Origin of the sequence: Rhizobium sp. AG855, from assembly GCF_003610655.1 — a bacterium.
In the GTDB taxonomy this organism is placed as follows: Bacteria; Pseudomonadota; Alphaproteobacteria; order Rhizobiales; family Rhizobiaceae; genus Allorhizobium; species Allorhizobium wuzhouense.
In genome coordinates this window covers 2,985,603-3,010,500 of sequence record NZ_RAQG01000003.1, presented here as the reverse complement: position 1 = coordinate 3,010,500, position 24,898 = coordinate 2,985,603, and the positions used below count along the sequence as shown (strand labels likewise).

Sequence of the window (24,898 nt, the reverse complement as noted above, 5' to 3'; positions counted from 1 at the left end):
CATGGCGATCCGGCGGTTCTCCCTTGCTCTTCTGGCCTGCGCTGCGGCTGCCCTTTCGGGCGGCCTTGCGGCCTATGCCCAGAGCATGGACGATACCATCGAACCCTATCGCATGCTGCGCTCGCTGCAGTTCGTCCAGGATACCGTCGTGCGCGGAGATCATTCGGCCGCCGAGATGCAGCGGTTCATGCTGGGTGCCATCGACAAGCGGCTGCGCACGGCCGACCCGGCAATCTTCGCCGATCCCCGAAATGTCGATGCGGCTTTGATCTACGCCATGAGTGGCGGCAATCCGGCGACGCTGGAATTTCTGGTGGCCCGCGACGTTGATGGCAACTTCGACAACCGCATCGCGGACGCCTTACGCAAATACTTGAGCGGCAAGGGCACGCTGATCGCCAAGACGCTTGGCGAGATGGTCACCGAATACAAAGATGCCGACATTGCCCCTTACCTGGCGCTGGTCGCGGGCAATGTCACGATCGCCAAGGATCCTGCGGGTTCGCTGAAATTCTACGACTGGGCGCGATTGACCGCCCCGGGAACAATCGTCGAGGAGGCGGCGCTGCGCCGTTCGCTCGCGGTCGCCGTCGATGCGAAGATCGTCGATAAGGCATCGGGCTACGCAAATCGCTACGCCCGCCGTTTCCTCTATTCGCCCTATGCAAGCCAGTTCGCCGATCTTTTCGTACGCTTCGTCGTCGAGCACTATGATGCCCTGAAACCGGAGGACATCGAAGCGACGCTTGGTTACATGGATGTGGACCGCCGTCGTGAGGTCTATCTGCGCATCGCTCGTCAGGCGGCGATCGCCGGGCGGCGTGACCTTGCCGTCATGGCGGCCACCCAGGCGCAGGCCCTGTCGGGCGATGGGGCCGGTGCAGACACCTTGGCCAAGCTCTATGGCAGCCTCGTCAGTATTCCCACCGAAAAGGTGGACGATGCCATGGCTGCCCTGATGGCGATCCCGGAAGAATCCCTGTCTCCCAAGGACCGTGCGTTGCGACAGGCCGCCGAGGCGGTCGCAAAGGAAGTGCTGCGAAAGCCACAGGGGCCGGCAACATCGCCTCCGGTCGAGCAGCCCACCCCCGCTGCCGACACAGGTGTCGCCGCAGCAACGGTCGATCCGGAGCTTCAGGATCCCTTGGCGCCGTTGCCCCAGGCCAAGGCCGAGGCTGCAAAACCTGCAGACACCGCACCCGCGACCGTTCAGCCCGTGGCGGCAGATCCCAAAGCCCCCGCGATCGATCCGGAACTGCGCACCTTTGTCGATGCTGGGCGCTCCAAGCTCGATGCGATCGACGATCTTCTCAAGAAGGAAGGCCCCTGACATGTTGGATGCATTATCGGCTCCCCCAGTGCCCGCGCCGGGCACGGTCGTAACGCAAACGGGGTCTGGCGCGCGAGCGGATCAGGCGCAGGACGGAAGCTTTTCGAAGGTCCTTTCGAATTCCGGGAACCAGGAGAAATCGGCCAGGCAGGGCGATCAGGAACATGCGGCGAAGACCGATGACGGCGTTGCCGGAAAGCCTGCGGTCGATGCTCGGTCGAAAAGCCCGGTGATCGATATCTCGGAAAACCCGGCGGCCACCTCCGATGGGCCCTTGATCGACCTTGCCGACCTCTCTACGGACGAACTGGCTCGCCTTCTGGCGGCGGCGCGTTCCAAGACGAAGGAACCGGGGGCGGAAAACGAGAAGGCCAACGATGGGGCGTCCCACGCCGGCACCATGTCGAAAGCAGAACTCGCCAAGGCATTGGCGGGCTTGCGCGACAACAAGGCCGCCATGAATGGCGAGCCGGCGGCATCCGACACTGCGGAGGAAGAAGCATCCGCCAGCACCAAGGAAGCCGATCTATCCGATGTCCTGCGCCTGCTCGCCGGCGCGCCACAGCTGGATACGAAAGCTGACAAGACTGGTGATGGCGAGGACGCATCCAAGGCTCCGATTGAGCAAAAGGCGCATGTCATACTGGCCGAGGCGGTGGCTGCCGCCGCAGGTGCGGCGCCGGACGATGCTTCGACCTCGCAAGGCCAGGGCAGCGACCCGGACCGGACCTTCCGCGTGGTCAAGGCTGACGGCAAGGCACAGCCGATGATCCTGCAGGGCGAGACGGCCGGGCGTGGCGAAGACATGGGCGATGCAGCGCCGGTGGAGACGATCGCCGTGCTGGATGCGCGTCGTTTCATTGCTCCCGCCTCGACCAACAACGCTGCCTCGATCACCGCGGCCATGCTCGGCGACGGCGAATGGGTGAGCGCAATGTCGCCCGGCTCCGAACTCGCCAATGCAGCGTCCCAATCCGGTCACGGCAAGGTGGTGAATACCTTGAAGCTGCAGATGAGCCCGATCGAACTGGGCAGCGTCACGGCAACGCTGAGGCTTTCGGGTGAGGAACTGAGCGTCCAACTGACCGTGGACAATCCCGCAGCCCTGCGACAGCTGCAGAATGACACGAGCGATATTCTAAAGGGATTGCGTGCGCAGGGACTTACCGTTGACCACGTTCATGTCAACATGCAGGTCGCGTCAGCAGATCGCAGCGCCGATGCCGGCCAGAACAATACTCCAGGCCAGCAGCCTGGGCAGCAGGCCTTCCAATCGGGTGGCCAGGGCAGTGAAGGCCGCGCCCGTGGCGAAACCAACAGCAGCACGAGGATGGCCGATGAGAGACTGGTGCAGCAGACCGAGGTTCAGTCTTCTGACGCTCGTGGCGCTCGCCCTGGTCAGCTTTACCTCTGATGCCGAAGCGAGCACCGGCAGCTGCGAGACAGAGATCAGCGCCGCTGCCGCCAAATACGGCATTCCCGAAGGCATCCTCTATTCTGTCGGATTGACGGAGACAGGGCGGAAGGGAAGTCTTCAGGCCTATGCCCTGAATGTGGAGGGCAAAGCCTATTATTTCGACGGGCTTGAGGAGGCGTTGAACGCCTTCCAGAGAGCAAGGGATGGCGGTGCCAAGTTGATCGATGTTGGATGCATGCAGATCAACCAGCACTTCCACGGAGAGAATTTTACCTCTGTGCAGGCGATGTTTGACCCCCGGCGCAACGTCGAATATGCAGCACGCTTTCTGAGCAATCTGCACCAGCGACATGAAACCTGGACCATGGCTGTTGCGAGATATCATGCGGGGCCGAACAACGACCCCGCGCAGAAGCGTTACGTGTGCCGCGTGATCGCCAATCTGGTCGCCACCGGCTATGGAAACTGGACGTCTTCCGCGCGACAATTTTGCGGTGAATAGCAACCAAAAATTGATTGACACCTGCCTTATGTGCGATTTGCCAAATGTGGCGACACTGCGTCGAAAAGTGGGAAAGCAAGAGCTTGCGCGAAGCTTGCGTTAACTTTTCCACTAAAAAATAGTGCGGCAATCACCGGTAACCCACTATATCTAGTTCAAATCGGCACCAAATCCTTAATCAATTATTAATATCTGTCATTAAGTTTACCTAGTTGTCCCTGAATCGCACGATTCGTACCCATAGCCTATCGAAACACCACACTGATTCGGAGGCGGCTGAATGATCGTCGTGGTTGATGAGCGCGAGCTCGTGAAAGACGGATACACATCTTTATTTGGGCGCGAGGGGATTCCTTCGACGGGTTTTGACCCGAGGGAGTTCGGGGAATGGGTCAATACGGCGGCCGATTCCGACATCGCAGCAGTCGAGGCTTTCCTGATCGGACAGGGTGAGGCGATGCTGGAACTGCCGCGGGCAATCCGCGACAGAACCCAGGCGCCGGTCATCGCTGTCAGCGATCAGCCCTCGCTTGAGGCGACGCTTGCACTGTTTGATTGCGGCGTCGACGACGTCGTGCGCAAGCCGGTGCATCCCCGGGAGATCCTGGCACGGGCAGCGGCTATCCGCCGACGTCTGCGTGCTATTACCAACTTCACCGAGATCGGACCGATCAAGGTGTTCTCCGACGGCCGCGATCCCGAGATCGCCGGCGAGGTCTTCCCGCTGCCGCGCCGCGAGCGCCGCATCCTGGAATATTTGGTCGCAAACCGCGGTCGCCGCGTCTCGAAGACCCAGATCTTCAACGCGATCTACGGCATCTTCGACGAAGAGGTCGAGGAAAACGTCGTCGAAAGCCACATCTCGAAGCTTCGCAAGAAGCTGCGCAAGAAGCTCGGTTTCGATCCGGTCGATTCCAAGCGCTTCCTTGGCTACTGCATCGATTGGAGCTGATCCGGCGCTGAAGCCGGATCCCCGCTGCGGCGGCTCTTGAACGATTTTGGTTCAGAGCCGCAATGCCAGACAGCTTCACGCAAGGCCCACCTCATACCCTCTGAAATGACTACGGAAGCGAGGATTTTAATATGAGCCTTTATGGAACCATGCGAACGGGTGTCTCCGGCATGAATGCCCAGGCCAACCGCCTGGGTACGGTCGGCGACAACATCGCCAATTCCAGTACCGTCGGCTACAAAAAAGCCTCGGTGCAGTTCTCTTCGATGATTTTGCCGACCACTGACGGCGCCTACAATTCAGGCGGTGTCGAGACCGACGTTCGTTACTCGATCTCCACCCAGGGTACGTTCAGCTATACGACGTCGAAAACCGATCTCGCCATCAACGGCGCGGGTTTCTTCATCGTCAAGGGTGACGACGGAACCCCTTACATGACCCGTGCAGGCGCCTTTGTCCTTCAGGACGATGGCACGCTGAAAAACACGGCCGGCTATACGCTGCAGGGTTATGAATACGATTCAAACGCGGATCCGACCATCGTGGTCAACGGTTTCGACGGTCTTCAGAATGTGGACCTTTCGGGCTCCGGTATTTCTGCCGTTGCATCGACCACGGGCGTGTTGAACGTCAACCTTCCGAACGGTGCCGCCGTCGGCTTCGAGCAGAAGACATCGCTCAAGGTCTTCGACAGCCAGGGTTCGAGCCGTCTGGTCGAGTTCGTGTATAAGAAGGTGAACGCCAACGAGTGGACCGTAACGGCGACGGGTCCTGGTACACCCGCTGCGCTGCTCGGTCCCGAATCGCTGATATTCGACACAAACGGCAAGCTGACGGACCCAGCGACCGGCGAACTTACACTGGATGAGTTCGACATCGACGGTGCGGTAGTTCCTGAAATCAAGCTTCAGATTGGTGACACCACGCAGCTGGCGTCCGCCTTCTCCGTCGAGCGCGGCAATGTCAACGGCAACGCAGCCTCGAAGGTCAAGGGTTACGAGATCGACGACAAGGGCATTGTTTCGATCGCCTATCAGAATGGTGATCTGGTGCCGAAGTTCCGTGTGGCACTCGCCAGTGTGCAGAGCCCGGACAACCTCAATCCGGTGGCCGGCAACCTCTACACCCAGTCCAACGATTCCGGCGTCGTCATTCTCGGTTATGCCGGCTCCAGTGGCTTCGGCAAGATCATCTCCAGCGCCCTCGAAGACTCCAACGTGGACGTCGCAGAGGAACTGACGGCGATGATTGAGTCTCAGCGGAATTACACCGCAAACTCCAAGGTTTTCCAGACGGGCTCCGAATTGATGGAAGTCCTGGTCAACCTGAAGAGATAATCGAAAGAGTAGGTTAGTCCTATGTCGCTTGCATCGTCGCTCAACACGGCCAATTCGATCTTCCGGAACACGTCCCAGCAGACGGCGGTGGTGTCCACCAACATCGCCAATGACGGGAACCAGAACTATGTTCGCCGGCAGCCGGTCGTGGTGCAGACGGTTTATGGCGCAACGACAACCCAGAACGAGCGGTCGCAGCAGACGGCGTTGCTGCGACAGCTTTCCTCCTCGACCTCCCAGGAGAGCGCCCAGACCACTCTTCTGGAGGGCTTGACCACGCTCTCCGATGCCCTCGGCGGCAATAAATACGAGCTGTCGACGTCGACCTATCTCGCAAACCTGCAGAGCAGTTTGCAGTCCTTTGCCGCCGCTCCGGGTGAATATGCACTCGCCTCGACCGTCGTCACGGACGCCATCGATGTGGTCAATTCCTTGAACAACTCGACGGCTGCTGTTCAGGATGTCCGCGAAAAGGCCGATGCGCAGATCGCGCAGCAAGTTGAATCGCTCAACAAGCTGCTGGCCGAATTCAAGACGGTGAACGATACGGTCGTCAGCATGACGGCTACCGGCGACGATCCGAGCAATTACCTCGACCGTCGCGATACCCTTCTCAAGGAAATTTCCGGGATCGTCGGTGTCAGTGTCAACATGCGCGAAAACAGCGACATGGTGCTCTATACCACCGACGGCACGACCCTGTTCGAGACCGATCCCCGCGAAGTTACGTTCACCCGGACTTACACTTACGATTCGACCGTCACCGGTAACCCCATCTACATCGACGGCACTCCCGTGCGCGCCGGAGTGGGCGGCAATACCGATGCCAATGGCTCCCTGGCCGCCCTCGTGCAGCTGAGGGACGAAGTTGCCCCAACGTTTCAAACCCAGCTTGATGAAGTGGCGCGCGGCCTGATCGAGGCCTTTGCCGAAACCGACGCTGGTGGTGTCAACGAGCTCCCGGGCCTTTTCACCTGGCCGGGCGGGACCGTCCCGGCGACGGGCACCGTTCAGCCGGGACTTGCAGCTCTCATTCAGGTCAATCCGGCTGTGCGCTCCGATTCCGGCGGCGATCCGATGCGCATCCGTGACGGCGGGATCAACGGACCCGGCTATGTCCGCAACACCGACGGCGCATCCGGTTACACTGATCTGATCAATGCCTATGTGGATGCCCTGTCGGCAGAGCGGTCCTTTTCCGCAGATGCGGATCTCAAGACGACGGCGAGTATCCTGTCCTTCTCCAGCAACTCGATCGGTTGGCTCGAAGAGCTCCGTTCGAATGCAACGACGGCCAATGAAAACAAGACTGCGCTCTATGAGCGGACCTTCCAGACCTACTCGTCCAAGACGGCCGTCAATCTCGATGAAGAACTATCGCTACTGCTCGATGTAGAGCAGTCCTACAAGGCAGCAGCCAAGCTCGTGAGCACAGTCGACGAGATGCTGAAGGCCGTTCTCGAAATGGCGGGATGATCCCAAATGTCGACGTCTAGTGTATCCAACCTTTCTACCCAGACTTCTATGCGCCTGACAATTCGTCAGGCCCAGACGGAGTTGCTCAAGGCGCAGCAGGAAGTCAGCACCGGTTCCTATGCCGATGTCGGTGCGGAGCTTGGCAGCAAGACGTCCACCGTCGTTGATCTCAATCGCGAAAGCCTGCGGTTGACCTCGATGATCAGCAACAATTCGATCGCCACGCAAAGGCTCTCGGCTTCGCAGGAAGCCCTGAACCAGATTGCCAAAGCGGCCGAGGAAATGAACACGTCACTGATCACGATCGCAGGCGCTTCCAACAGCGACACGATCAATACGACCGTGATGACCGTGAAGAACTCGCTCTCGACCATGGTGAGCATGGCCAATCAGTCGGCCAATGGCGAATTCCTCTTTGCCGGCATCAACACAGACGTGCAGCCGTTGGCAGAGTATACGCCAACTTCCGACGCCAAATTGGCCTTTGATGCTGCCTTCACCGGCTATTTCGGCTTTCCGCCGACCGACAAGGCTGGCGCGGCGACGATCGTGGCCAAGGGCGCAGCGCCGAGCATGCAGGACTTCATCTCGTCGACGCTTGAACCGATGTATTCGGGCGCTGCCTGGAACGCCGACTGGTCGCGTGCCACTGACACGGTGATGACGAGCCGCATAACCCAATCTGAAACAGTCAACTCCTCGGCCTCTGCCAACGAAAATGGCTTCCGCTACTTCGCTCTGGCATCGGTCATCACGCAGGAATTGCTGCAGATCGGCGCCCCGGCCAATGCCGTCTCCGCGGCCGTCGATGCGGCTATCGGCTATACCGGCAAGGCAATTACCGGGGTAAACGCGACACGGACGGGCCTCGGCCTTTCCGAAAACCGGATCCAGAAGGCGGATGCGTCTCTGCAGATCCAGGTCGACATCATAGAGACCAGCCTTTCCAGCAAGATCGAGGTCGATGCGTACGAAGCATCGACACGCGTTAACAGTTTGCTGTCCATGGTGGAAGCATCTTACAAACTGACCTCCAAGATCCAGGGGCTGAGCCTTGTCAATTACCTTTGATGAGCAAAGGGTGAAATGAAACTGAAGGGCAACTGAATGTACCAGTTCTCATACGCCGAAATCATGGAAGATGGCGTTGCCGATGCGAAGGAGCGCGAACGCCAGGCCCTTGATCGTTGCATCCAGCTTCTGAGCGCCGCTCGCGACAAAAGCGGTTACGGGCGAGAGGCGATCGAAGCGTTGTATTATACCCGGCGGGTGTGGGTCCGTCTGATCGAGGACCTGCAGAACCCCGAAAATCAGTTGGACGATGACATCCGGGCCAATCTGATCTCCATAGCCATTTGGATACTGAAGGAATGCGACCGGATCCGGAAGCGCCAGTCTGAAAATTTCCAGGGCATCATCGACGTGACAACCATCATCAGGGATGGACTTAAATGAAGAGCACTTTGCGCATCTCGCTCAAGTCGGGCGAACGTATTTTCATCAACGGAGCGGTTCTGCGCGTCGACCGCAAGGTGGCTCTCGAATTTCTCAACGACGTGACATTCCTGCTGGAAAACCACGTCCTTCAGCCCGAGCAGGCAACGACCCCGTTGCGGCAGCTTTATTTCATCGCGCAGATGATGCTGATCAACCCGGAGGGCAAGGACCAGTCTCTGGCCATGTTCCGCAAGTCGGTCATCATGTTGCTCACATGCTTTGAAAACGAGGAAATCCTCGCCGAACTCAAGCGGATTGACGGCATGGTATCGTCTGGCCGCGCGTTTGATGCGCTGAAGGCGATCCGTTCGCTCTATCCGATCGAGGACAAGATCCTCAACAACCAGGAAATGGCACCGGCAACGATCGAACAGATCCGCAAGGAAATTGCGCCATGGCGGTAGATCCGGTCACGGGTTCAAACACAGGCACCAGCACGCAGGAGACTGCGTCTGCTGCAAAGAAGCCCGCCTCGGCGTCTGCCAAGGCTTCGCTGGACTATGACAACTTTCTCAAGTTGCTCATCGCCCAGATGAAGAACCAGGATCCGACCGATCCGATGAAGGCCAGCGAGCAGATCGCCCAGCTGGCGACATTCTCCCAGGTCGAGCAGACGATCCAGACCAACACGAACCTTCAGACGCTGATCCAGGGCAATGCCCTGACCAACGCCTCCTCCTACATCGGCAAGACGATCACCAGCGCCGATGAATCGATCTCGGGCATTGTTGCCTCGGTTCGTGTCTACTCCGACACGATGGTCGCCACGACGACGGAAGGTAAGGAAATCCCGATCGGCGTTGGTGTTCGTGTGGGAACAAAGCCCGCTCCTCCGCCGGCGACGACTGGCTCTTAAAATGCTACGCCTTCGGGAGTGGAGGGCATGATTCGCCGCTCCGGAAGGATACTGCCATGAATGAAGCAGATGCCCTGGACATCATGCAATCGGCAATCTGGACGATTCTCATCGCGTCCGGACCGGCTGTTGCCGCCGGTATGATCGTCGGTATCGTCATCGCCCTGATTCAGGCGCTGACCCAGGTCCAGGAAATGACGCTGACCTTCGTGCCGAAGATCCTGGCCATCATGATCACCATCGGTATATCAGCTCCCTTCGTCGGGGCGCAGATTTCCCTCTTTGCCAATCTGGTTTTCTCACGGGTGCAATCCGGCTTCTGACGGCCTCCAAGGTTGACACCCTCGCGCAAGCTTCGACCTCTATCCCTCGTCTGCAGACTGCCAGAGATATGATCCTCTGGCCGACTTCTCATGAAGAGATGGAACAGACATGGCGCAACCACCTGCACTCGTGATTCCGAAAGTCAGTCCCAGCGGGCGCGATATCGGCTTTGCCCTTGGCATCGTCCTCATCCTCTGCATTCTCTTCCTGCCCATTCCGCCGTTCCTGATCGATCTCGGTCTGGCCTTCTCGATCGCCTTCTCTGTGCTGATCCTGATGGTCTCGCTGTGGATCCAGCGGCCACTCGATTTCTCGTCCTTCCCCACCATTCTGCTGATCGCGACGATGATCCGCCTGTCGCTCAACATTGCGACGACGCGTGTCATTCTGTCCCATGGTCATGAGGGACACGGCGCAGCAGGTGGCGTCATCGCCGGCTTCTCGAACCTCGTGATGGGCGGCGACTTCGTCATCGGTCTCATCGTCTTCATGATCCTGATCACGGTGAACTTCATCGTCATCACCAAGGGTGCGACGCGTATCGCCGAAGTTGGTGCGCGCTTCACCCTCGATGCCATCCCCGGCAAGCAGATGTCGATCGACGCCGACCTGTCGGCCGGCATCATCGATGAGCGCGAAGCCCAGCATCGCCGCCGCGAACTGGAGCAGGAAAGCTCGTTCTTCGGGGCTATGGACGGTGCGTCAAAGTTCGTCCGTGGCGATGCGATCGCCGGCCTGATCATTACGGCCATCAACGTCTTCGGCGGCATCATCATTGGCTATTTCCGCCATGGCATGGAAATCGGTCAGGCCGCCGACGTCTTCGTCAAGCTTTCCGTTGGTGACGGTATCGTTTCCCAGGTTCCGGCCCTGATCGTCTCGCTTGCCGCAGGCCTTCTCGTCTCGCGCGGCGGCACTCCCGGCTCGACCGACCAGGCCGTCGTCAACCAGCTGAGCGGTTACCCCCGCGCGCTCTCCGTCGCGGCCGCTCTGATGTGCTCGCTGGCGCTCGTTCCGGGTCTGCCCTTCATTCCCTTCATGACCCTTGGCGGTCTCATGGCCTTCGGCGCCTGGTTCATCCCGCGCCAGGTCGAGGCTGAAAACAAGCTCAAGCGCGACCAGGAAGAAAAGAAGGTCATCCAGAGCAAGGAAGCCGAAAAGGACTCGGTCAAGTCTGTGCTCAAGACCGCCGAAATCGAACTGGCGCTTGGCAAGCTCGTCTCGACGCGCCTGCTCGGCGCGCATCAGGAACTCGCCTTCCGGGTCGGCAAGATGCGCAAGAAATTCGCCAGCCAGTACGGTTTCGTCGTCCCCGAAATCAAGGTGACCGACGATATCGCCATCCCGGAGAAGTCCTACCAGATCCGAATCCACGGGACGACGATTGCCTCGAACAATCTGCGTGTCGGCGAAGTCCTCGTCGTCACCGGCTCCGGTCGCAAGCCGAATGTTCCGGGCGACGACATCCGCGAGCCCGCTTTCGGCATGCCGGCCGTTTCGGTTCTGGAAACCTTCACCGAGGAACTGAAGCGCGAGGGCTTCCATCCGATCGACAACGTCTCCGTGGTCTTGACCCACGTCAGCGAAGTCATCCGAAACAATCTGCCGCAGCTTCTGTCCTACAAGGACGTGAAGATCCTCATCGATCGCCTCGACCCCGAATACAAGAAGCTGGCTGACGAGATCTGCTCGTCGCATATGTCCTATTCGGGCCTGCAGGCGGTGTTGAAGCTGCTCCTGGCCGAGCGCGTGTCGATCCGCAATCTGCACTTGATTCTCGAGGCGGTTGCGGAACTGGCCCCGCATGTACGCAAGACCGAGCAGATCGTCGAACACGTGCGCGTGCGCATGGCCCAGCAGCTGTGCGGCGACCTGACGGACAACGGCGTCTTGCGTGTTCTGCGCCTTGGTTCCAAATGGGATCTCGTCTTCCACCAGGCGCTCAAGCGCGATGCCAAGGGCGAAATTGTCGAGTTCGATATCGATCCGCGCAATCTCGAGGAGTTTTCTGAACAGGCGAGCAGCGTAATCCGTGAATTCATGGATCGCGGGTTGCCCTTCGTTCTTGTAACCTCGCCGGAAACGCGCTCCTATGTTCGTATGATCATCGAACGACTCTTTGCCACCCTGCCGGTTCTCTCGCATGTCGAACTGGCCAAGGGCATCGAGATCAAGATTCTGGGCTCGATTTCATGATATCCGACCCGCAGGGGACTGTTCTGGTGCTGTTTGCGGTCTTCTGCCGTATCGGTGCCTGCTTCATGACCCTGCCGGGCTTCTCTTCTGCCCGCATCTCCGCCACGACCCGGCTCTTTCTCGCCATGTCGGTCTCGATGGCGATGATGCCTCTGCTCTTCGACAGCATCTATCCACGTGTTGCCAGTGGCGGTGCGCCGCTCATTCCGGTCTTGATGGCCGAACTGATGATCGGCCTGATGTACGGTCTCGTGCCGCGCTTTTATGTGCTTGGCCTGCAGTTTGCCGGCACGGCGATCTCCATGTCCATCGGCCTCAGTTCTCCGGGTGGCGGAGACGTGCTGGAAGACACCAGTGAAACCCAGCTGACCAACCTGCTGAGCTTTGCCGGCCTTCTCGTGCTCTTCCTGCTCGATTTCCATCACATCGTTTTCAGGGCGCTGATGGAGTCCTATTCGGTGATGCCGCTCGGCGGCATGCCGGGCAGCCAGAAGATGCTGATCACGCTGACGGATACCCTGTCCCAGACCTTCGTGCTGATGCTGCGGCTGTCCAGCCCTTTCCTGATCTTCGGCCTGATGTTCAACTTTGCCGTCGGCCTTGTGAACAAGCTCGCGCCGCAGGTTCCGATTTTCTACATCTCCACGCCGTATCTTCTGATCGGCGGCCTGATTCTGATCTATTTCACCATCGCGGCAATGGTCATGCAGTTCGGCCGCTACTTCCCGATGATCTTCAATTTCTAAGGACGATGCGGCGATGGCGCAGAAGAAATCGGACAAGCTGAAACGTCTCGTCGCGGTGCAGCGGCACATGGAGCGGATGGCCGAAAGTGATCTCGGCATTACCGCGCAGCGCATCGAGGAAAATGCCCGCTCGATGGACATGGTGATGGAGGCGATCGGCTCGCTCGACCCGCTCCACCGTCTTTTCGCGCAGAACTACGCCGATCGCTTCGACCGCCTGTCCAATACCGACAAGCAGTTGCACAGCCTGCAGCAGGTCCAGGAAATGAAGCTGATGCGCGAGCGCGCCAAAGGCGATCGCCTGGAAGAAAATCGCAAGGAAGCCCGTGCACACGAAGAGCGTGCGGCCGATGACGACGCCATCTACGATCTGATCGACATCCGTTTTGGCACACCAGCCTCCAGCAAGCTTGGAGAGTGATAGTCGCCTCGAACATAAATCGAGGATGTCATCGTGGCCATTTCACCTCCGAGCGATCTCGTGCTGGACGTTGTCCGTGCGGCAGATCCGTCCCAAGTTGCCGCTGCCCAGGCGCAGATGAAGACCAACCGTGCCAATTTTCTCGCGACCAGCCTGGCCGAAAAGGGCGCGGGTTTCGGGGCAACGGTCGATATTCTCAACCGCACGACCAATGCAGCCCGCCTTGAAGCGACGGCCGAGACGAAAGACAAGCCCGGCGACGTTCCGAAGGTCTACCGCGACTTTGAGGCGGTTTATCTCACCAATTTCGTCCAGACCATGCTGCCGAGCGACAGCGAGGAAGTCTATGGCAAGGGCAATGCAGGCGAGATGTGGAAGAGCATGATGGCCGAGCAGATGGGCTCTGTCCTCTCTGAATCCGGTGGCGTCGGCATCGCCAAGCAGATGTACAGCGAGGCTTTGCAGCGCACCCGTGGAGAAGACACGGTGAACGCAAGGACCGATGAGGCACAGCGTACGACTGCGCTGAACTGGGTGACCGACCTTGAGCGGCGCACCCTTGGCGCCGGTGCTGAAAGCCAGAAACCTTAAAAATCAAAAACAAGGTATAATTTCATGGAAGTTGTTTCGAGCGAATATCGCGTCAAGACGGTACTCAGCCGCCTGGAGCGCATCATCGACAACGAAAACGAACGGATTGGCAAGGACCCGGAATTCGACTTCAAGGTGTCGAATGCCCACAAGAGCCGGTGCCTGTATGAGCTGACCATGCTTTTCCGCGACACCGATCCGCGCGAATTTGCCGTCAATTATGTTGATCAGCTGCATGTTCTCAAGGAGAAGCTCGCGGTCAATGCGCGCCGTGTCGAGGCACATCTCTCCGCCGTCCGCGCCGTGGCGGATCTCCTGAAGAACGCCATGCGGGATGCGGATGCTGACGGCACCTATTCCCAGGAACAGTTCCAGTTCAGCGAGTTCTGATGGGCAAGATACTCGGAATCGGTCTGTGGGTCTGCATCGTGACGCTTGGCGCCGTCTACGGCTCGATCTATCTTGCCACGGCACCTGCCGGACCGAGCGAGGACGAAGCCAAGAAGGCTGCGCTCGAACTGGTGCGGGGAGAGCCCATCACCATTCCGGTGCTCGCCGGGGGTGATGTGCAGGGATACTTCCTGACCCGCATCTCCTTCATGATGGACAAGGAAAAGGTGAAAACCCAGGCGCCGCCAGTCACGGAGATGATGACCGACGAACTGTTCACCCTGCTGGTTGGCAACAAGATGGTCGACATCGCCAATGTCGGCACCTTCGATGTCATGGCGTTCCGCGAAAAGATCAAGACCGAGATGAATGCGCGGCTCGGGGAGGGCATGGTCGATCAGGTGATGATCGAACAGCTCGATTATGTCTCGAAGGACGCAGCCCGAAAGGCTGCCGATGGCGCGCCGGGTCCGATGGAAAAGACCACGGTCGTCGAAGGCGAGAAAATCGAGGAAAAACCCGCGTCGGGCCACTGAGTCCAAGTGACCTGCAACATTGGTTTCCTATCGCCGGGCGTCGCAACCAAAGCGCCGCTCGGCATTTTTGTTGCGACGAAGCCGTCTCTTCCACCCTTGCAAATTGCCGCAATTTGACAGCATAGGACGGGGACAGGCAAACGCGACGTCTGTGATGGCGCTAGCTTGCCGGAAGTCTGAGGCGAGGAACAAGCACAGTGACGACGGTGATTGATGGAAAGGCGGCGGCCGCCTCGGTGGTCGAAGCGGTAAGCGCTGCGGCGGAGAGGCTCGAAACGCTCGGACATCGCCGTCCGGGCCTGGCGGTTGTCATTGTCGGCAACGATCCGGCGAGCCACGCCTATGTCGGCGCCAAAAGCCGCATGGCCAAGCAGTGCGGTTTCAACTCCATCCAGCATACGCTCCCGGAAGACACCGCCCAGGATGACCTGATGGCGCTCGTCGCCTCGCTGAATGCCGATCCCGAGATTGACGGCATCCTTGTCCAGCTTCCACTGCCCAAACATCTCGACAGCGATCCGGTGATCCAGTCGATCCTGCCGGAAAAGGACGTTGATGGACTGCACGTCGTCAATGCCGGCAAGCTCGCCACCGGTGACATGGACACGGGCCTCGTCTCCTGCACCCCGGCCGGTGCCATGATCCTCGTGCGCCAGATCCACGGCAAGGACCTGTCGGGGCTGAACGCGCTGGTGATCGGGCGGTCCAACCTGTTCGGCAAGCCGATGGCGCAACTGCTCCTCGCGGCCAATGCAACCGTGACCGTGGGGCACTCGCGAAGCCGGGATCTCCCGGCTTTGGCGCGCCAGGCAGACATTCTCGTGGCGGCCGTCGGGCGTCCCGAAATGGTCAAGGCGGATTGGGTGAAGCCGGGCGCCACCGTCATCGACGTCGGCATCAACCGCATCGATGCACCCGAACGCGGCGAAGGCAAGTTCCGCCTGGTCGGCGATGTCGCCTTTGCCGAATGCAAGCCGGTGGCCGCCGCAATCTCCCCGGTTCCGGGTGGCGTCGGTCCGATGACCATCGCCATGCTGATGGCCAATACGGTCATCGCCGCCTATCGCCGGGCGGGTCAAACCGCTCCGAAGTTCTGAAGTCAGGAAAGTCTGTTCACGGCATGTCAGGCGCCAGCTGGCGCAGGACCTGTCGAGGCCCGGACGACAAGTTCCACCTTCCACAATTCCTGCATCGGCAGGGCAGGGGTATTGCCTCCGATCATCGCGATCAGCCGTTCGCCAACACGCCGCCCGGCCGCGCGAAGCGACGAGCGCGTCGTGGTGAGGGGCGTGGAGAAATTCTCCGGCTTCAGGAGCGGCAATTCGTCGTCATGGGCGATCAGCGACATGTCGACGCCGAGCTTCAGCCCCGCCTCGTTCATCGCCCGCACGGCGCCGAGTGCCAGGACCGTACTGGCACAGAGCACGGCGGTCGGTCGCTCCGGATGGGCCAGGATTTCCTTCATGCCCCGATAGCCCTGTTCGTCACCCATGAAGGTGTGGCGGACATGCGCGGGGTCGAGACTGAGCTGCGCCTGCGCCAGCGCCTTTTCGGTGCCGAGTTTGCGCCGGAAGGCAAAGTCGAGATCGGCCGGACCGTTGAGAAGCGCGACACGCTTGTGCCCGAGCTGCATCAGGAACCGCGTCGCATCGAAAAACGCGCCTTCATTGTCCACGTCGAGATAGGGGTAGTCGAGTTCCATGCCATAGGACCGCCCATGCACGATGAAGGGCAGGGCCAGCGACTTTGCCATGGCGATGCGCGGGTCCCTCTCGCGCACGTAAGCGAGATAGTAGCCGTCCACGCTGCCGCTTGCGACGAGCCAGCGGATCGCTTCTTCCTCCTGGCTCGCCTTGGCCGGCATGATGACGAAGTGGAAGTCCCTGATGATGGCGGCTTCCGCCAAACCGCTCTGGAATTCGGCAAAATGCATATCGGAACTGTGGTCGGGCGAGATCGGCATGATCAGGCCGATCGACCCGGCCTTTCCCGTTGCCAGTCGCTGTGCCGCCCGGTTGGGTCTATATCCGGTTTCTTTCGCGGCCAGCAGAACCCGCTGCCGGGTCTCTTCGCTGACCTCCGGATAACCGTTGAGCGCGCGGCTGATCGTCGTTTGCGACAGCCCGAGCATCTGCGACAGTTCTTTTAGGTTCACCGGTGGCATTCCTCTCCGAGTTGGGGCGCAAACTCCCTCCATTGCGCTCCAAAGCGCTTCGACTATGGCTTATCCGAGGTCAAATTCACAAGAGGAAATCTGAATAAAATCAAGGCATATGCATGCTGCACTGCGGCATCTTGCAGCGAATTCGATCAATGAGACAAAAGCGCTTGACTCAAGATGGAACCCAATGGGATGAAATGAGGGCCAAAGCGCTTTGAGAAATGCGCATTCGAAGGACGTTTGGCGGTCCGATGTGATGGGAGGTAAATCACATGAAGAAGTTGTTTCTGATGGGCGTGGCGGCAGCCGCGCTGGTCGCCGGCACAGCCGCCGCTGCAGACCTGAAGTTCAAGCCGGGGCAAGATTCCAAGTTCAACTGGGCGAGCTTTGAAGAATACAAAGCTGCAAACAGCGCCCTGAAGGGCCAGACCATGACCATCTTCGGCCCCTGGCGTGGCGAAGACCAGGTCTTGTTCGAAAGCATCCTCGCCTATTTCGAAGACGCAACCGGCGTCGATGTCCAGTATTCGTCCTCTGAAAACTACGAACAGCAGATCGTCATCGACACCCAGGCTGGCAGCCCGCCGAATGTGGCCATCCTGCCGCAGCCGGGCCTGATCGCCGACCTCGCCTCGAAGGGCCATCTGACGCCGCTCGGCGACGAAACCAAGTCCTGGCTCCTGGAAAACTATTCGGCTGGCCAGTCCTGGGTCGATCTCTCCACCTACAAGGGCAAGGACGGCACGGCTGCCCTTTACGCTTTCCCCTACAAAATCGACGTGAAGTCGCTGGTCTGGTACGTGCCTGAAAACTTCGAGGACGCCGGCTACGAAGTGCCGAAGACCATGGAAGAGCTGAAGGCCCTGACGGAAAAGATCGTGGCTGATGGCGGTACGCCGTGGTGCATCGGTCTGGGTTCGGGCGGTGCGACCGGCTGGCCGGCGACCGACTGGGTCGAAGACATGATGCTGCGTACGCAGCCCGCCGACGTCTATGACAAGTGGGTCACCAACGAAGTGAAGTTCACCGACCCGGCCGTCGTCGCGGCCATCGACGAGTTCGGCTGGTTCGCCAGGAACGACAAGTTCGTCGACGGTGGCTCCAAGGCTGTAGCCTCGACCGACTTCCGCGACAGCCCGAAGGGTCTCTTCGGCGCACCGCCGAAGTGCTATCTCCACCATCAGGCCTCCTTCATCCCGTCCTTCTTCCCCGAAGGCACGAAGGTTGGTGAGGACGCAGACTTCTTCTACATGCCGCCTTATGCCTCGAAGGCCGATCTCGGCAATCCGGTCCTGGGTGCCGGCACGCTCGCTATGATCGCCAAGGACAGCCCGGCTGCCCGCGCCTTCATCGAGTTCCTGAAGACCCCGATCGCGCATGAAGTCTGGATGGCGCAGTCGAGCTTCCTGACGCCGTTCAAGGGTGCCAACAAGGAAACCTATGCCAACCCGCCAATGGCCAAGCAGGGGGACATTCTCCTGAATGCAACCACCTTCCGCTTCGACGGGTCCGACCTGATGCCGGGCAAGATCGGTGCTGGCGCATTCTGGACCGGTATGGTTGACTACACCGGTGGCAAGCCTGCTGCCGATGTCGCAGCCGACATCCAGAAGGCCTGGGATGGGCTGAAGTAAGCCCGCAACCCACCGCAATTCGCCGGGCCGCGTCTCTCTGATGTGGCCCGGTCGTCGATACACAAGAACAAGTGCCCCGGGCGCTTTCAAGCGGCGCGGAGCGATCGACAGGGAGGGGACATCTTGGAACAGTTACTCTTTGCATTGCTGACGATTGTCGTCGGCGTCGCAGCAGCGATCGGGTATTTCTACGGTTCGAACCTGCTGCTTGATTGGATCTTTCCGTCACGCATCGCTGATACCGCCAAGGCTTCGCGCAACTTGCGCCGGGCGGCTCTGATCCGGCCCTGGCTTTTTCTCGGCCCGGCGTTGATCTCCCTGACAGTCTATCTGGTCTATCCGCTGTTCTCGTCGATCAACTACTCCTTCATGGATCGCGCAGGCGACAACTATGTCGGCCTCGCGAACTATCGCTGGATGGTCAACGATGCGGAATTCCGCCAGTCGATCTACAACAATCTCCTCTGGCTGATCGTCGTGCCGGCCGGTTCCACCTTCTTCGGCCTGATCATCGCGGCGCTCACCGATCGCATCTGGTGGGGTAACATCGCCAAGTCGCTGATCTTCATGCCGATGGCAATTTCCTTCGTTGGCGCATCCGTCATCTGGAAGTTCGTCTACGACTATCGCGACGCCGGCTCGGAACAGATCGGCATCCTGAACGCCATCGTCATGGCGCTCGGTGGCGATCCGCAGATCTGGATCTCGCTGCCCTTCTGGAACAACTTCTTCCTGATGGTGATCCTCATCTGGATCCAGACCGGTTTCGCCATGGTGCTTCTGTCGGCCGCCCTGCGCGGCATCCCGGAAGAGACCATCGAAGCGGCTGTCATCGACGGCGCCAATCCCTGGCAGATCTTTATCAAGATCAAGGTGCCGCAGATCTGGACGACGATTGCCGTCGTCTGGACCACCATCACCATCCTCGTCCTCAAGGTCTTCGACATCGTTCTCGCCATGACCAACGGCCAGTGGCAGAGCCAGGTTCTGGCGAACCTGATGTTTGACTGGATGTTCCGCGGCGGTGGCGATTTCGGCAAGGGTGCCGCAATCGCCGTCGTCATCATGGTCATGGTCGTGCCGATCATGATCTGGAACATCCGCAATGCCCGCCGGGAAATGGAAGGACGCTGAGATGGTCTCGAAGAAGCTCTCGCCCCTGACGATCGTCGTCAATCTCACGGTCCTCTTCCTGGTCGTCCTCTGGACCTTGCCGACCGCCGGCCTGCTGATCTCGTCGCTGCGCGACAAGGATCAGATCGTTGCCTCGGGGTGGTGGACGGCGCTTGGCACCTCCAGCCAGAATGCGATTTATCGGGCACCGCCCCCGAGCGCGCAGGTGGAGGAAAACGGCGTCTTCGTCATTTCCGGTAACGTCTTTGAAGACAATGCCGGCAGTGTTTCGGCCTTCGGCATCAATATCAACGCGCCGGCAGCCTATGAGCCGGGCCAGACAGCCGAACGCAACGACGGCAGCAAACTCACCCTTCAGGAAAACGGAGACTTCCGGATCGAATCCGCCACCGCCTTCGAAGGTTCACGCGGCGATCGCATTTTCTTCACCGCCTCCGTGCCGCCGCGCTTCACGCTGGAAAACTACCAGACGGTTCTGACAGCCGAGGGACTTGGAAAATCCTTCCTCAATTCGCTCACCGTCGCGATACCCTCCACCATCATCCCGATCCTCGTTGCGGCATTTGCGGCCTATGCGCTCGCCTGGATGAAATTCCCTGGCCGCGCCCTTCTGCTCGCCGTCATCGTCGGCCTGCTGGTCGTTCCCTTGCAGATGTCGCTGATCCCGCTTCTGAAGATGTATAACGGTGTCGGCGCCTTCTTCGGGGTTCCGGCCAAGGGGTATGTCGGCATCTGGCTCGCCCATATGGGCTTCGGTCTGCCGCTCGCCATTTATCTGCTGCGCAACTATATCGCCGGCCTGCCGCGCGAGATCATGGAATCGGCGCGTGTCGATGGGGCCTCCGACTTCGAGATCTTCACCAAGATCGTTCTGCCGCTGTCCTACCCGGCCCTCGCGTCCTTCGCGATCTTTCAGTTCCTCTGGACCTGGAACGACCTGCTGGTCGCTATGGTCTTCCTCGGAACCGGCGACAACGAGCTTGTTCTGACCGGGCGCCTGGTCAACCTGCTTGGCTCGCGCGGCGGCAACTGGGAAATCCTGACGGCCTCGGCCTTCGTCACCATCATCGTCCCGCTTCTCGTCTTCTTCGGCCTCCAGCGCTACCTCGTCCGGGGCCTGCTCGCGGGTTCGGTCAAGGGAGGCTGAGCGGGACGGCCAACTTCAAGACATGCACAAGGATTGACTATGAATTCCACGACGCAATCGACGCTTTCCGCTGACAAGGATTGGTGGCGTGGTGCGGTGATCTACCAGATCTACCCGCGCTCCTACCAGGATTCGAACGGCGACGGCATCGGCGATCTCAAGGGCATCACCGCCCGCCTGCAGCACATCGCCGACCTCGGCGCCGATGCGATCTGGATCTCGCCCTTCTTCACCTCGCCGATGAAGGACTTCGGCTACGACGTCTCGAACTATGTCGATGTCGATCCGATGTTCGGCTCGCTGACCGATTTCGACGGCCTGATCGCCGAGGCCCATCGCCTGAGCATCAAGGTCATGATCGACCTCGTGATGTCCCACTCGTCCGACCAGCACCCCTGGTTCGTCGAAAGCCGCTCAAGCCGCGTCAATCCGAAAGCCGACTGGTATGTCTGGGCCGATTCCAAGCCGGACGGCACGCCGCCGAACAACTGGCTGTCGATTTTCGGTGGTTCGGCCTGGCAGTGGGATCCGACCCGCATGCAGTATTATCTGCACAACTTCCTGACCTCGCAGCCGGACATGAACCTGCACAATCCGGAAGTGCAGGATGCGCTGCTCGCGGCCACCCGCTTCTGGCTGGACCGCGGCGTCGATGGCTTCCGCCTCGATACCATCAACTTCTATTTCCACGACAAGGAATTGCGGGACAATCCGCCGCTGGCGCCTGAGCGTCGCAATGCCTCGACGGCCCCGGCGGTCAACCCTTACAATTTCCAGGAACACCTCTACGACAAGAACCGCCCTGAGAACATCGCCTTCCTCAAGCGGTTTCGCGCGCTCCTGGATGAGTATCCGGCGATCGCGGCGGTGGGTGAAGTCGGTGACAGCCAGCGGGGCCTTGAGATCGTCGGCGAATACACATCCGGCAACGACAAGATGCAGATGTGCTACGCCTTCGAATTCCTGGCGCCGGAGCCTCTGACGCCGGAAGTCGTGCGCAACACCCAGAACGCCTTTGCCGCCGCCGCCCCCGAGGGTTGGGCCTGCTGGGCGTTTTCGAACCATGACGTGGTTCGCCACGTCAGCCGCTGGGGTGCCGGCGTGCTGGACCGTGAGGCCTATGCCAAGATGATGTCGGCCCTGTTGCTCACCCAGCGCGGCTCTGTCTGCATTTACCAGGGTGAGGAACTCGGTCTGACCGAAGCGGAGATCGCCTTCGAGGACCTGCAGGACCCCTATGGCATCCAGTTCTGGCCGGAGTTCAAGGGCCGCGACGGTTGCCGCACGCCCATGGTCTGGGACGACCACGCGACCCAGGCCGGCTTCTCGACTGCGCCGAAGACCTGGCTGCCGATCCCGGTCGAGCACGTGCTGAAATCCGTCAACACGCAGGTGGGCAAGGATGAGTCGGTTCTTGAACAGTATCGCCGCTTCCTCGGCTTCCGCCGCCAATATCCGGCCTTTGCCAAGGGCGATATCACCTTCCATGAGGCAGGCGAGTTTGCGCTGGTCTACACCCGTGCTCTCGGCAATGAAAAGTTGCTCTGCCTCTTCAACATGAACCCGGAACCCGCAGCCATCACCTTGCCCGAAGGCCAGTGGCTAGCGCTGGAAGGGCATGGCTTTGCCAGCGAAACCAACGATAACAAGGTAGCATTGCCGGCCTGGGGCGCTTATTTCGCGCGCCACGCCTGACAGGGGAGGAAGAGAAATGACGGGTCTGGTTCTCAAAGACATCCGCAAGTCCTATGGGCAGGTCAAGGTGCTGCACGGCATCGATCTGGAGATCAAGGAAGGCGAGTTCATCGTCTTCGTCGGCCCATCCGGCTGCGGCAAGTCGACCTTGCTACGCATGATCGCTGGTCTTGAGGACATCACCAGCGGTGAGATGTATATCGACGGCCAGCTCGTCAACGACGTCCCCCCCTCCAAGCGTGGCATCGCCATGGTGTTCCAGTCCTATGCGCTCTATCCGCATATGACGGTTTACGACAACATGGCCTTCGGCATGCGGATTGCCGGCGAAAGTAAGGACGAGATCGACCGCCGCGTCCGCTCGGCGGCCAATATCCTCCAGCTCGGCCCTTATCTCGACCGTCTGCCGAAAGCCTTGTCCGGCGGCCAGCGTCAGCGCGTCGCCATCGGCCGTGCCATCTGCCGCGACCCCAAGGTCTTCCTTTTCGACGAGCCGCTGTCGAACCTCGACGCAGCGCTGCGTGTGGCGACCCGTATCGAGATCGCCAAGCTCAACGAGCAGATGGCCGACACCACGATGATCTACGTTACCCACGATCAGGTCGAGGCCATGACGCTCGCCGACCGCATCGTGGTGCTGTCAGCCGGCAAGATCGAACAGGTCGGCCCGCCGCTCGAACTCTATGAGCGTCCGGCCAATCTCTTCGTCGCCGGCTTCATCGGCTCTCCGGCCATGAACATCATGCCGTCCACCATCATCGAAACCGGTGCCGTCACCCGCATCAAGCTCAAGGATGGCTCCGAAGTCGCCGTCGATATCGAAACGGCGGCAACCGAGAAGGGCAAGACCGCGAGCTTCGGCGTACGCCCGGAGGATCTCTCCATTGCCACGGGAGACCAGTTCCTTTTCGAAGGCACGATATCGATCGTCGAAGCCCTGGGCGAAGTGACGCTTCTGTACGTCATGGGTCCGGTCGAGGAGGAGCCGATCGTCGTCAAGCTGCCCGGTATCGTCGATGTCAAGAAGGGCCAGACCGTGCGCTTCTCGGCCGACAAGACCAAGCTGCATCTCTTCGATGCCGCCGGCCAGACCTATCGCCACTGACCGCCTGCCGCATTTTCGGACATCTTAAGGCCCTGTTATCCGTAAGGATACAGGGCCTTTCGTCATGCCCTTCGGGACGCGCGCCAAATACCGACTGTTAAACTGTCGCTGGTAGCTTTTTACCCACAACAAACGACAAAAAGACAAAGGGCAGAACGATGAGAACGGCAGGTGGCAATCACTTTCTGAAAAAGGAAGAATCCTTCATGTACGACCGGGAGAACCGGTACCGCATGGAAGACACGATGAATGCCGGACGTCTCGAATATACCGAGAACGGCATGACCCATATGGCGGCGCGTCGCTGCGATGTCATTCGCATCTCGATGAGCGGTGCCGTCGTCGCGCTGCTGACCCAGGTCAATCTGCCGAAGCAATTCTATCTCGACATCCCGGATGCCCGCATCAACAAGGTCGGCGCCGTGCTGATGAAGACCTTTCCGAACAACACCGCAGAGATCCGCTTCCTGCGTCTGCTGACGCAGAAGGAGCTCGACCGCATCTTCGTCTTCTCGACCCACCCGGCGCACAAGGACCGCGTGCTCGACGTCCGCAGTTGGTAAAACGGGCTCAATCGTTCTTCGAAGGTCGGTGCCGGTGAAACTGCGCCGGCCTTCAGCTTTTTTGACTGGACTTCCGCTGCCGCAGCTTTGATCTTGCCTGAAAACCAGGGAGATCATGCATGTCCATCGAAAAAGTAGCCATCGTAACCGCCGGCGGAAGCGGCATGGGAGCCGCTGCGGCGCGCCGTCTGGCCGCCGACGGCTTCAAGGTCGCGATCCTCTCGTCGTCAGGCAAGGGCGAGGCGCTTGCGGCCGAACTCGGCGGTTATGGCGTGACAGGCTCCAACCGTTCGCCTGAGGATCTCGCCCGCCTCGTCGATGGCACCATGGAGCGCTATGGCCGCATCGACGTGCTGGTCAACAGTGCCGGCCACGGTCCGCGTGCGCAGATCCTGGAGATCACCGACGAGCAGTGGGCGACCGGCATGGACGTGTACCTGCTGAACGTCATTCGCCCGACCCGGCTCGTCACCCCAATCATGCAGGCGCAGAAGTCAGGCACCATCATCAACATCTCCACCGCCTGGGCCTTCGAGCCCTCGTCGATGTTCCCGACCTCGGCCGTCTTCCGCGCCGGTCTTGCCTCCTTCACCAAGATCTTCGCCGACACTTATGCAGCCGAAAACATCCGGATGAACAATGTTCTGCCCGGCTGGATCGACAGCCTGCCAGCCACGGAGGAGCGCCGTGACGGCGTGCCGATGAAGCGTTACGGCACCAGCGAGGAGATCGCCGCCACGATTGCCTTCCTCGCCTCGGATGGCGCCGCCTATATCACCGGCCAGAACCTCAAGGTGGATGGAGGGCTGACCCGCCACGTCTGAGACCACTCGGTCACCATGCCGTGAACTGGAATGTGACAAGAAACCGGTCCGCGTAAACCACTTG

26 protein-coding genes are annotated in these 24,898 nt (G+C 59.9%); 25 read left to right on the top strand and 1 reads right to left on the bottom strand.

The features are described 5' to 3' along the window. The first annotated feature begins 1 nt into the window (after position 1). The 18 genes from motC (at position 2) to folD (ending at position 15,668) form a co-directional block, all read left to right on the top strand. Entirely contained in the window at positions 2–1,330 is a 1,329-nt protein-coding gene (gene motC / locus DFO46_RS14850; RefSeq protein ID WP_110789944.1) for a chemotaxis protein MotC, read from the top strand. A 1-nt stretch (position 1,331) separates the two neighbouring features. After that, positions 1,332–2,744 carry a flagellar hook-length control protein FliK gene (locus DFO46_RS14845; RefSeq protein ID WP_183041903.1) on the top strand — a complete coding sequence of 471 codons (1,413 nt, stop codon included), beginning with the start codon at positions 1,332–1,334 and terminating at the stop codon, positions 2,742–2,744. Beyond that, the gene (locus DFO46_RS14840; protein WP_110789942.1) at positions 2,668–3,249 is read left to right on the top strand and encodes a transglycosylase SLT domain-containing protein; all 582 of its coding nucleotides are present in this window, start codon (positions 2,668–2,670) and stop codon (positions 3,247–3,249) included. The genes DFO46_RS14845 and DFO46_RS14840 overlap by 77 nt, the downstream gene beginning before the upstream one ends. Before the next feature lie 280 nt (positions 3,250–3,529). Beyond that, the gene (locus DFO46_RS14835) at positions 3,530–4,201 is read left to right on the top strand and encodes a winged helix-turn-helix domain-containing protein (protein WP_120277816.1); all 672 of its coding nucleotides are present in this window, start codon (positions 3,530–3,532) and stop codon (positions 4,199–4,201) included. A 131-nt stretch (positions 4,202–4,332) separates the two neighbouring features. Further along, on the top strand, positions 4,333–5,538 hold the full coding sequence (locus tag DFO46_RS14830) for a flagellar hook protein FlgE (RefSeq protein WP_110789941.1): 1,206 nt from the start codon (positions 4,333–4,335) through the stop codon (positions 5,536–5,538). Between the two features lie 21 nt (positions 5,539–5,559). Next, the gene (gene flgK, locus DFO46_RS14825) at positions 5,560–7,014 is read left to right on the top strand and encodes a flagellar hook-associated protein FlgK (protein ID WP_110789940.1); all 1,455 of its coding nucleotides are present in this window, start codon (positions 5,560–5,562) and stop codon (positions 7,012–7,014) included. A 6-nt stretch (positions 7,015–7,020) separates the two neighbouring features. After that, positions 7,021–8,085, top strand: a complete 1,065-nt coding sequence (locus DFO46_RS14820; protein WP_110789939.1) for a flagellar hook-associated family protein — start codon at positions 7,021–7,023, stop codon at positions 8,083–8,085. Between the two features lie 36 nt (positions 8,086–8,121). Then, entirely contained in the window at positions 8,122–8,469 is a 348-nt protein-coding gene (flaF, locus tag DFO46_RS14815) for a flagellar biosynthesis regulator FlaF (protein WP_110789938.1), read from the top strand. Continuing rightward, a complete protein-coding gene (flbT, locus tag DFO46_RS14810) occupies positions 8,466–8,915 on the top strand; it encodes a flagellar biosynthesis repressor FlbT (protein WP_110789937.1) in 450 nt (149 codons plus the stop codon). Before flaF ends, flbT begins: the two co-directional genes overlap by 4 nt. Further along, positions 8,906–9,367, top strand: a complete 462-nt coding sequence (flgD, locus tag DFO46_RS14805) for a flagellar hook assembly protein FlgD (protein WP_110789936.1) — start codon at positions 8,906–8,908, stop codon at positions 9,365–9,367. Before flbT ends, flgD begins: the two co-directional genes overlap by 10 nt. Before the next feature lie 56 nt (positions 9,368–9,423). Continuing rightward, complete coding sequence (gene fliQ / locus DFO46_RS14800; RefSeq protein ID WP_110789935.1) at positions 9,424–9,690, top strand: flagellar biosynthesis protein FliQ; 267 nt, start codon at positions 9,424–9,426, stop codon at positions 9,688–9,690. Between the two features lie 109 nt (positions 9,691–9,799). Beyond that, positions 9,800–11,887, top strand: coding sequence for a flagellar biosynthesis protein FlhA (gene flhA / locus DFO46_RS14795; protein ID WP_110789934.1), 2,088 nt, complete (start codon positions 9,800–9,802; stop codon positions 11,885–11,887). Next, complete coding sequence (gene fliR, locus DFO46_RS14790) at positions 11,884–12,633, top strand: flagellar biosynthetic protein FliR (RefSeq protein ID WP_110789933.1); 750 nt, start codon at positions 11,884–11,886, stop codon at positions 12,631–12,633. Before flhA ends, fliR begins: the two co-directional genes overlap by 4 nt. A gap of 13 nt (positions 12,634–12,646) precedes the next feature. Next, positions 12,647–13,054 (top strand): hypothetical protein, encoded by a 408-nt coding sequence (locus tag DFO46_RS14785; protein WP_110789932.1) that lies wholly within the window; start codon positions 12,647–12,649, stop codon positions 13,052–13,054. Positions 13,055–13,087: 33 nt separating this feature from the next. Then, complete coding sequence (locus DFO46_RS14780) at positions 13,088–13,645, top strand: rod-binding protein (RefSeq protein WP_120277815.1); 558 nt, start codon at positions 13,088–13,090, stop codon at positions 13,643–13,645. A gap of 24 nt (positions 13,646–13,669) precedes the next feature. After that, positions 13,670–14,035: a hypothetical protein gene (locus tag DFO46_RS14775; protein ID WP_110789930.1), complete on the top strand. Its 366-nt coding sequence runs from the start codon at positions 13,670–13,672 to the stop codon at positions 14,033–14,035. Next, on the top strand, positions 14,035–14,571 hold the full coding sequence (locus DFO46_RS14770; protein ID WP_120277814.1) for a flagellar basal body-associated FliL family protein: 537 nt from the start codon (positions 14,035–14,037) through the stop codon (positions 14,569–14,571). Before DFO46_RS14775 ends, DFO46_RS14770 begins: the two co-directional genes overlap by 1 nt. A 197-nt stretch (positions 14,572–14,768) precedes the next feature. Continuing rightward, entirely contained in the window at positions 14,769–15,668 is a 900-nt protein-coding gene (gene folD / locus DFO46_RS14765) for a bifunctional methylenetetrahydrofolate dehydrogenase/methenyltetrahydrofolate cyclohydrolase FolD (protein ID WP_120277813.1), read from the top strand. A gap of 26 nt (positions 15,669–15,694) precedes the next feature. On the opposite strand, the gene DFO46_RS14760 is transcribed toward folD, so the two are convergent. Further along, positions 15,695–16,726 carry a substrate-binding domain-containing protein gene (locus tag DFO46_RS14760; protein WP_120278270.1) on the bottom strand — a complete coding sequence of 344 codons (1,032 nt, stop codon included), beginning with the start codon at positions 16,724–16,726 and terminating at the stop codon, positions 15,695–15,697. Positions 16,727–17,004: 278 nt separating this feature from the next. Here DFO46_RS14760 and DFO46_RS14755 point away from each other — a divergent pair, with 278 nt between their 5' ends. The 7 genes from DFO46_RS14755 (at position 17,005) to DFO46_RS14725 (ending at position 24,834) form a co-directional block, all read left to right on the top strand. After that, complete coding sequence (locus DFO46_RS14755; protein ID WP_120277812.1) at positions 17,005–18,366, top strand: ABC transporter substrate-binding protein; 1,362 nt, start codon at positions 17,005–17,007, stop codon at positions 18,364–18,366. Between the two features lie 123 nt (positions 18,367–18,489). Beyond that, positions 18,490–19,500: a sugar ABC transporter permease gene (locus DFO46_RS14750; RefSeq protein WP_110789926.1), complete on the top strand. Its 1,011-nt coding sequence runs from the start codon at positions 18,490–18,492 to the stop codon at positions 19,498–19,500. A gap of 1 nt (position 19,501) precedes the next feature. Beyond that, entirely contained in the window at positions 19,502–20,647 is a 1,146-nt protein-coding gene (locus DFO46_RS14745; RefSeq protein ID WP_120277811.1) for a carbohydrate ABC transporter permease, read from the top strand. A 39-nt stretch (positions 20,648–20,686) separates the two neighbouring features. After that, the gene (locus DFO46_RS14740; RefSeq protein ID WP_120277810.1) at positions 20,687–22,342 is read left to right on the top strand and encodes an alpha-glucosidase family protein; all 1,656 of its coding nucleotides are present in this window, start codon (positions 20,687–20,689) and stop codon (positions 22,340–22,342) included. Positions 22,343–22,358: 16 nt separating this feature from the next. Further along, a complete protein-coding gene (gene ugpC / locus DFO46_RS14735) occupies positions 22,359–23,447 on the top strand; it encodes a sn-glycerol-3-phosphate ABC transporter ATP-binding protein UgpC (RefSeq protein ID WP_120277809.1) in 1,089 nt (362 codons plus the stop codon). A gap of 158 nt (positions 23,448–23,605) precedes the next feature. Next, a complete protein-coding gene (locus DFO46_RS14730; protein ID WP_110789922.1) occupies positions 23,606–24,010 on the top strand; it encodes a hypothetical protein in 405 nt (134 codons plus the stop codon). A 119-nt stretch (positions 24,011–24,129) separates the two neighbouring features. Next, positions 24,130–24,834, top strand: a complete 705-nt coding sequence (locus DFO46_RS14725) for an SDR family oxidoreductase (protein ID WP_120277808.1) — start codon at positions 24,130–24,132, stop codon at positions 24,832–24,834. The last annotated feature ends 64 nt before the right edge of the window (positions 24,835–24,898 follow it).